This is a genomic window from Actinocrinis sp., from assembly GCF_035650855.1.
Classification (GTDB): Bacteria; Actinomycetota; Actinomycetes; order Streptomycetales; family Catenulisporaceae; genus Actinocrinis.
This window is the reverse complement of sequence record NZ_DASRGV010000206.1, coordinates 1-7,936: the sequence shown is the minus strand read 5'-3', so window position 1 is coordinate 7,936 and position 7,936 is coordinate 1. Positions and strand designations below refer to the sequence as shown.

The window sequence follows — 7,936 nt, the reverse complement described above, 5'->3', positions numbered from 1 at the left end:
CGCGAGGGCTACAAGTACGGCTCGATCGAGGTCCTCGACGCGATGGCCTACGACGGCCTGACCGACTCCTTCGACCACATCCCGATGGGCGAGTCCACCGAGCGGCACGTCGGCAAGCTCGGCATCAGCCGCGCCGAGCAGGACGAGTTCGCCGCGCGCTCCCAGCAGCGCGCCGCCGCCGCGCAGAAGAACGGCCTCTTCGAGGCCGAGATCACCCCGGTGGAGATCCCGCAGCGCAAGGGCGATCCGATCGTCGTGAAAGAGGACGAGGGCGTGCGCGGGGACACCACCGCGGAAGGGCTGAGCAAGCTGCGCCCCGCCTTCACCAAGGACGGCACGATCACCGCCGGCAACGCCTCCCCGATCTCCGACGGCGCGGCCGCCGTCGTGGTGATGTCGAAGGCGAAGGCCGAGGAGCTGGGCCTGACCTGGCTCGCGGAGATCGGCGCGCACGGCATCGTGGCCGGCCCGGACAACTCGCTGCACTCGCAGCCCTCCAACGCGATCAACAAGGCGCTGGCCAAGGCCGGGCTCTCGGTCGGCGATCTCGACCTGATCGAGATCAACGAGGCGTTCGCGGCGGTAGGCATCCAGTCGATGCGTGACCTCGGCGTCGACGAGGACAAGGTCAACGTCAACGGCGGCGCCATCGCCCTCGGCCACCCGATCGGCATGTCCGGCGCACGTCTGGTGCTGCACCTGGCGCTCGAGTTGCAGCGGCGCGGGGGCGGCACGGGCGCGGCCGCGCTGTGCGGCGGTGGCGGCCAGGGCGACGCGCTGATCGTTACCGTGCCGAAGCGTGCCTGAGGAGCGGGTGCAGGGCTCAAGGGCGACGCAGGGCGACATGGGTAGGGTCTTGAGTTGTGACTGACGTCCCTGCTCTGGTTGACCGCGCGCGTAAGGGCGACCCGCGCGCGGTCGCACGCCTGATCTCCATGGTCGAGGACGGTTCGCCCGCGCTGCGCGAACTGATGTCGGCGCTGGCCCCGCACACCGGCAACGCGTACATCATCGGGCTCACCGGTGCTCCGGGCGTGGGCAAGTCGACCTCGACGAGCGCACTGGTCACCGAGTACCGGGCGCGCGGCAAGCGGATCGGCGTGCTCGCGGTCGACCCCTCCTCGCCGTTCTCAGGCGGCGCGCTGCTCGGCGACCGGGTGCGGATGCAGGAGCACGCGACCGACCCGGAGGTCTACATCCGGTCGATGGCCTCGCGCGGGCACCTTGGCGGCCTGTCCGCGGCGACCCCGCAGGCGCTGCGCGTACTCGACGCGGCGGGCTGCGACGTGGTCATGGTCGAGACGGTGGGCGTAGGGCAGTCAGAGGTCGAAGTCGCCTCGGCGGCGGATACCTCCGTGGTGCTGCTCGCCCCCGGCATGGGCGACGGGATCCAGGCGGCGAAGGCCGGGATCCTGGAGATCGGCGACGTGTTCGTGGTGAACAAGGCCGACCGGGACGGCGCCGACGCGACCGCGCGGGAACTTAACCACATGCTCGCGCTCGGCGAGCGGCGCGAGGCGGGCGACTGGCGCCCGCCGATCGTCAAGACCGTGGCGGCGCGCGCCGAGGGCGTCGGCGAGCTGGTCGAGGCGCTGGAGAAGCACCGCGCGTGGTTGGCCGAGACCGGGAAGCTGGCGGTACGCCGCCGGGCGCGCGCGGCCGCGGAGATCGAGGCGATCGCGTTCGCGGTGCTGCGCTCCCGCTTCGGCTCCCTGCACGGCGACTCGCGGATCGCGGCGCTCGCCGACCGCGTCGTGGACGGCTCGCTTGACCCGTTCGCCGCGGCCGACGAACTGCTGCAGAGCGTGGACTGAAACGGCTCCGGGCCGGCCCTGAGGATCGCGGTCCTCGGGGCCGGCCCGGTTCGTCTGCTGCCGGTACCACCAGGTTCCGGGTCAGTTCGCCGGCGGCACTCCGTTGTCGTAGTAACCGAAGGCGTCCAGGATCAGCTGGCTGGAGCCTCCGCTGCCGTTGAACAGCTTGACCCCGTCGAACTCGATGCCGCTGACGAGGAAGTCGGGCACGGTCTCGTTCGCCGCGAAGTCCAGCGTCGAGGCCTTCGGCGGCGTGTTGAGGTAGTTCGGGTAGACGGTGAGGTACCCGCCGCTCGTGGGCTGCGTGACGGTCACGTTCGCCGCGATCGCCCCGACGCCGGTTGCTGGGATCGGCGAGGCCCCGACGGCCTTCAGGTTGACTATGCCCTGAGCCGTCACGGCCGCGGCGGGGGCTCCGATCCCCTTGCGGGTATCCAGCAGGCGGGTCGGGGTGACGGGCACATAGCCGCCGCCGCCGAACGTGTTGAACAGCGCCACCATGTCGGCGATGACGTCGGTCGTGCCGCCGCTGCCGTTGTAGAAGTCGATCTTGCCGTCCGCGCCCACCGGGACGACCACTTGGTTCGCGATCGTCTGCCCCGCGCTGAAGTCGAGGTTTGACGCGACGGGCCGGGCCGTGCCGTCCGGATAGACCGTCAGGTATCCGGCGGTCTTCGGATTCACGATGGTCACGTTCAGCTCGACCGCACTGACGCCCGTGAAGTAGTCGGAACCGAAGGCCAGGGTGTTGCCGGCGGCGATCGGTGCCTTCGCTGTGCCGGTGCCGTCGCGTGTGTCCAGGATGCGCACCGGGCCGGCGCCGAGCGCTCCCAGTCCGGTGCCGGCACCTTGGCCGTAATAGCCGGCGACGTCGGCGATCAGGTCGGTCGTGCCGCCGCTGCCGTTGTAGAGCTCGATCTTGCCGTCCGCGCCGACCGGCACGATCGCCATGTTCGGCACCGTCTGTCCGGCGGAGAAGTCGAGGTTCGAGGTGGTCGGCCTGGTCGTGCCATCGGCGTACGCGGTGATGTAGCCGCCGCCCTTGGCATTGGTCACGGTGATGTTCACCGCGACCGCGGTCACACCGGTCGCCGGAATGGAGCCGGTGCCCTCAATGGTCACCGCCTGGTTGCCGCCGGCCGGTACCGGAGCGACGACACCGTTCGTCCCGATCCCCTTGCGGGTGTCGAGGATGCGGCTCGGCGAGAGCGGGTGATAGACGCTCGAGGACAGCATCCACACCGGCGCCGTGGCCGAAGCGGTTCCGTAGGAGTCGGTCCCTGTGACGGTCACGGTGAAAGCGCCCGACTTGGTGTACGTGTGGCTGATCGCCGAAGGGGAGGCCGTGCTCTTTGTGGGGCTGCCGTCGCCGAAGTCGACGGTCCACGTGGTCACCGGAGCCCAACCCGCGGTGGCCAGCGACTCGGTCGCGGTGAAGGTCGCCGGCGCGGTTCCCGTCTGCGAGTCGAGGTTCACCGCGACGGCCAGCGGGTCCTGGTATTCGCCCGCGCCCCGGTCGTAGTAGCCGACGCCGGTTCCCGTGTTCGCGACGTTCGGGTCGTCCGCTCGCGCGGCGCCGGTGTAGTCGGTGGTCAGCTCGCCGGGCGCGTTGGCGTCGGCGGAGTCGACGAGCGGGGAGCTGTCGCCGTTCGGCTTGTAGTCGACGGTGAGCTGGAAATCGGCGTTGATGTCGTGTGCGGCCTGACCGGTCGCCCGATTCAGGTCGGTCGCGCTCGAGTAGGTGGTGCCGGCCCAGGTGTAGGAGTCCGCGTTGATCGTGGTGTCCAGCACGTTGAAGTCGGCTGTGGTGCCCGAAGTCGCGCCGCTGTCGACCTCGATTCCGGTCACCGGTGCGACGGTGGGCGGACAGAAACTGACCTGCGAAGAATCCTGGATCTGGTAGATCGCGTTGTTCTCGACCGATGCACCCGTGGACGCGCCGCGCAGGGCGATGGCCTGGTTGCAGGCTATGTAGAAGCTGTTGCTGGTGACCACCGTGTTGGTCGCGCCGTTGACGACGACGCCCCCGCTGTGCCCGTCGAACACGTTCGTGGTGATCGTGTCGTGTGTGCTGCCGCTGTCGATCTGGATCGCCGCGCTGTGTCCGTCGGTGTTGATCAGGCTGCGGCTGACTGTGGCGTATGTCGACGTGCCGGTGATTTCGATGACCGGGTTAGGGTCGGAGTTGCCTAGGAAGTCCTGGATGCTGTCCATCGTGACGTGTGAGGAATCGTCGACGACGATGCTCTTGCCGCTGATCGCGTTGACGCTCAAGCCTTCGATGGTCACGTAGGCCGAGTTGGACACCGTGATCGCGGGTCCGGTGGAGAGCGAGACCTCGGCCTGGTACTTGCCCACCGAGCTGATCGTGATGGGGGCGTCCGCGGTCCCGGTCTTGGAGATGGTGACCGGCGCGGAGTAGAAGCCGGGCTCGACGAGCACCGTGGTGCCGGCCGTAGCCGCGTCGACGCCCTGTTGGATGGTGCAGAACGGAGCCGCGCTCGTTCCGGGCCCCGAGTTGGAGCAGTTCGCCGATGCGGCGTTGTTGACGTAGATGGTGGTCCCCGTGGCGGCCGCGGCGTGCGCGACCGGGGTGATTGAAGCGGCTGTTATGAGCATCGCCGCGGATGCACTGATTCGGCGCAAGCGCACCGTATCCCCCTCAATGAGCCCGCTGATAGCAAACCGAGCGGTCCGACTATACGCTCGGCTGACGCGCTGTTCACTCGGGGTTGTGATCAGCCGTGTGACGTGGCCGGGCACGGCCAGCGGGGGGCGTCGAGGCTCAGGTTCTTGCGCATGGAGGACAGGCCGAGCGCGGTCGTCGTGGGGCAGAACTCCTCCGGGGACAGGTTGTACTCGACGTGGAAGACTGCCTTGCCTGCGGCGATGAACGGCTTGAGCGCGTCGCACTCCGAGAATTCGGCGCACTGCTCGTTGACCGCGAAGTCGAAGTCCGAGACCAGCTGCGGAATCTGGTCCAGGTCGTTCTTCAGGCCGATGGCCAGGCGCTGCGCGTGGGCGAGGTCGGCGAGCATGCGGTTGAAGGCCAGCTGGTCGGCGGCGGTCAGCGGGAAGCCGGTGGTGTTGCGGTAGCCGTCCACGTTGTCGGCCTCGATTCCGTCGAAGCCCTTCTGCGCGCAGGCCTTGAACCGGTCGGCGAGGATCGGGCGCAGGACGCTGAGTTCGCGCACGTCCAGCCAGCGCTCGCCGGTCCAGCCGTTTGACTGTCCGATGATCGCGGCGGGATAGCGGTTCGCGTCGGCGCGGAAGGACTCGTACGCACCGGCGTTCACGTAGCAGATCACCTTGCGGCCGGCGGCGTGCAGCGTGGCGACGACGGCGGCACTGTTCTCGACTCCATCGATGTCGTACACCTGGGCGTCGACGGAGGTGTCGACCTTCCCGGAAAGCTGCCACTGCCAGGTGAGGCCGGGTTTTGGGTGCCAGATGGAGGCGGGAACGGCCGAGGAGGAGCCGCCAGGCACGGAAGGGGCAGAGCCCGACGAAGCAGGCAATGAGCTCTGCGCGGCGGACGGCGACGGGGACGCGGACGTCGAGCAGCCGCCTAAGGCGGCGAGGGCGAGCGTTAAGGCAGCGGCGAAGTAACGGAGGCGCGTCCCACCGCAGCCGTCTGTGCGAGCTGCGTGCTGAGGCTTCCCCATGGATTCGCTCCGGACTGCTCTGTGACGTAGAAGGCGCCGACGTGGCGTTCGCGCGCCAGGTTCCGCGCCGTGGCCAGCTTCTCGGGCGGTGTGCTGTGCACCAGGTGACAGAAGCGCTCGGCCGGATGGTCCGTCGTCCAGTCGACTGCCGCGTGATCACGATACGCGAGCCACGGGCCTTCGAAGGTGACTACGACGTCCGCGAGTTCGACGTAGCCGGGATCGGGGATGACGCCGGGGTTGATGGCGAAGAACTCGAATCCGCAGCGGCGTGCCGCTTCGATGATTCGGCGGTAGTGCGCGAGGTGATCGCGGCCGCTGGCGACTTGATCGAGAAACACGCCACGTAAGCCGTACCAGGACTGATAACGCATCAAGTCACGCAACACGGTTGCACTCGGACGCCTGCCATAGGCGGTGTCGACGTATCCGATAACGCGTCCACCCGATGCCTGAACCGCGCCGATCGGCTCGCTATACGCGGAATCGACGGCGCGACCGGGGCCGGAATCCGGGTTGAGGATCGCGAAGGACACGGCCGGGCCGAGAGCGGCGAGGTCCTGCCAGCCGGTCGCGGCCCACAACGGGTTGAAGTAGGCGGGGACTGCGTAGCGAGGGACAGACACGTGCACGGGCGCAGGCACGGGCGCACTCGCTGGCACGACCGATCGGACCGGCTGCGCGCCGTCGGCACGCGGCCGGTCGCGAGCGATGAGGTTGCGGATCACAGGTGCACCCACGGACGGGCGGTGACGCTCGCGGCGCGGATCGCGAGCAGAACCGAGGCCTCCAGCGCGAGGGCGGCCAGGACCGCCGCGTTGCGGCTGGGCAGCGCGGCGAGGGTCGAGGCCAGCGCGATCGCGGTGGGCCACAGCACGGCGCGCGCCTCGATGCCGCGCATGAACAGCGCCGCGAGCAGGCCGGGGGCGAGGGCCACCGCGAAGCAGTAGAGGCCCGCCGCGCCGCTGTCGCCGCGGTCGAAGGCGTAGTAGACGGTCCCGGCCAGCGCGGCGGTCGTCGCGGCCTGCCGCGTCAGCGCCCCGAGCAGCAGCAGCGTCGCGGGCGGAGGAAAGCCCGCGGGGTCGGCCAGCGTGGACAGCAGCTCGCTCACCTGTCGCTGGTACCAGCGCGCGTGCCACTCGCCGGCGCCCATCCCGAGCGTGAGCACGATCGCGGCGTGCAGCGCGACGAGCCCCTGGCCGGCCGCGGCCGGGCCGGCCAGGACCACCGTGATGAGCGCGCCGGTGCCTAGGCCGGAGAGCACGTGCGGCAGCGAGTCGCGCAGCTCGGGCCTGGTCAGCCGCGGGCTGCCGGCGTCCCCGTGCCGGGTCAGGCGGAGCATGAACAGCACAGTGGTGGCGGCCGAGAGCTGCGCGCCCGCGAGGGCCGCCAGGGGCGGAGCGCCGAACCACACGGCGACTGCGCCGGACACCGCCGGGATGAGGGTCGCGGCCATGGCGAATTCGGCGCCGAGCACGAGGGCCGGGACTGCTGCGAGACAGAACCACAGGCTGGTCGCGGCCGGTAGCAGCGCGGTGAGTGCGGTACCGAGGAGGAACTCCGTGGCGCCGAGCAGCCAAGTGGAGACAAGCAGCGCGTACAGCGTTCCGTGGCGCAGGATGCGTGCCGCGCCGCTGCGGTCCGCGTTGTTCAGGCGGCTGTAGGCGAGGTGTGCGACGCCTTGGCCGTAGCCCCAGGCGAGCACCTGCACGATGGCAAGGACCACGCGGGCCGGGCCGGTCAGATCGGTGACCAGGAAGGCCATGGCGCACAGCGAGGGCGCGGCGAACAGCAGGCCGCGCAGGATGGCGCGGGTTGTGCCGGTCACTGTCGGCTGGTCCTCCGGGCCCTCGGGCGGGTGTATGTCGCGGGGAACCCGCTGGTGTAGCTCCTCGGCGAGGGCGAAGAGGTCGGGCAGGCCGAACTTCTCGGCTGCGATCCGGTCGTTGTAGCCCTCTGCTTCGAGCCCGGCGACGATGGCCAGCGAATCCACCGCGCTGCGGCAGAGGTCCGCCAGGCTGAGGGCGAGACGGTCGATCGCGTCGAGCGCGTCGGACGATTCGGCCGACGCGGAACCCGAGGCGGCGCCTTCTGTTTTTGCCGCGGGAGGGCGACGCGGCTGGCTGTAGGCGGTGGCGAACGCATGGTTCGGTACGCCGCTCGCTCTGCCGAAGAGAGACTGTGCGCTCATGCTGCGAGCCCTGTCGGCACGGATGATTCCTCAGTCGTCCATTGTGAAATCGCGTCGTCTGACACGTCGTCTGCTAACTCGGCGTCGTCTGACGCGGTCTTACCTGACGCGGCGCCGGATGCGTCGCCGGCTTCAGATTCGGAAGGGTGCGACGCGGCGACATCGCGGTAGATCTTGTCGAAGGTGTCTACCGCACGACCGATGGTGAACAGTTCCAGCGCGCGCTCGCGGGCCGCCTTACCGAGCATGTGCCGCCGCTCGTGGTC

General features: G+C 69.6%; 6 protein-coding genes and 1 pseudogene. 2 read left to right on the top strand and 5 right to left on the bottom strand.

Features of this window, described 5'->3' with window-relative positions; genetic code table 11:
- Both VFB40_RS14820 and meaB read left to right on the top strand, forming a co-directional pair.
- Positions 1-807 (top strand): acetyl-CoA C-acyltransferase (locus VFB40_RS14820; RefSeq protein ID WP_324851030.1); only part of this gene is annotated, 807 nt, incomplete at its 5' end.
- 56 nt (positions 808-863) lie between these two features.
- Entirely contained in the window at positions 864-1,814 is a 951-nt protein-coding gene (meaB, locus tag VFB40_RS14815) for a methylmalonyl Co-A mutase-associated GTPase MeaB (RefSeq protein ID WP_324851028.1), read from the top strand.
- A gap of 81 nt (positions 1,815-1,895) precedes the next feature.
- Here the strand turns inward: meaB and VFB40_RS14810 are convergent, their stop codons facing one another.
- From VFB40_RS14810 to VFB40_RS14790, 5 genes and pseudogenes are all read right to left on the bottom strand, one after another.
- Positions 1,896-4,433 carry a PKD domain-containing protein gene (locus VFB40_RS14810; protein WP_324851026.1) on the bottom strand — a complete coding sequence of 846 codons (2,538 nt, stop codon included), beginning with the start codon at positions 4,431-4,433 and terminating at the stop codon, positions 1,896-1,898.
- 119 nt (positions 4,434-4,552) lie between these two features.
- Positions 4,553-5,479 (bottom strand): endo alpha-1,4 polygalactosaminidase, encoded by a 927-nt coding sequence (locus VFB40_RS14805; RefSeq protein ID WP_349261481.1) that lies wholly within the window; start codon positions 5,477-5,479, stop codon positions 4,553-4,555.
- The gene (locus tag VFB40_RS14800) at positions 5,404-6,105 is read right to left on the bottom strand and encodes a spherulation-specific family 4 protein (RefSeq protein WP_324851022.1); all 702 of its coding nucleotides are present in this window, start codon (positions 6,103-6,105) and stop codon (positions 5,404-5,406) included. Before VFB40_RS14800 ends, VFB40_RS14805 begins: the two co-directional genes overlap by 76 nt.
- A 98-nt stretch (positions 6,106-6,203) precedes the next feature.
- Positions 6,204-7,670 (bottom strand): hypothetical protein, encoded by a 1,467-nt coding sequence (locus tag VFB40_RS14795; RefSeq protein ID WP_324851020.1) that lies wholly within the window; start codon positions 7,668-7,670, stop codon positions 6,204-6,206.
- Positions 7,667-7,936: pseudogene (locus tag VFB40_RS14790) on the bottom strand (hypothetical protein); the annotation flags it as partial. The gene VFB40_RS14795 and the pseudogene VFB40_RS14790, both read right to left, overlap by 4 nt.